The sequence below is a fragment of the Cobetia sp. SIMBA_158 genome (genome assembly GCF_046566945.1).
GTDB classification, from domain to species: Bacteria; Pseudomonadota; Gammaproteobacteria; order Pseudomonadales; family Halomonadaceae; genus Cobetia; species Cobetia amphilecti.
In genome coordinates this window covers 1-285 of sequence record NZ_JAWJYL010000220.1, presented here as the reverse complement: position 1 = coordinate 285, position 285 = coordinate 1, and the positions used below count along the sequence as shown (strand labels likewise).

Here is a 285-nt window from a genome sequence, read left to right as displayed (position 1 = left end):
CAAAGGCTTGTACAAAATCATGTCCAAAATGGGCATCTCCACCATCGCCTCTTACCGCTGCTCGAAACTGTTTGAAGCGGTCGGTCTACACGATGATGTAGTGGGCCTGTGCTTCCAGGGGGCGGTCAGCCGCATTGGTGGGGCAAGCTTTGAAGACTTCCAGCAGGATCTGCTGAATCAGTCGAAACGTGCCTGGCTGGCGCGTAAGCCCATCAGCCAGGGCGGCCTGCTGAAATACGTCCACGGCGGCGAATACCACGCCTACAACCCGGACGTGGTGCGCAC

1 protein-coding gene is annotated in these 285 nt (G+C 57.9%); it reads left to right on the top strand.

The window, feature by feature from the left end:
* A partial coding sequence (locus R2R70_RS19710) for a glutamate synthase central domain-containing protein (RefSeq protein WP_410978854.1) occupies positions 1-285 on the top strand: 285 nt, incomplete at both ends.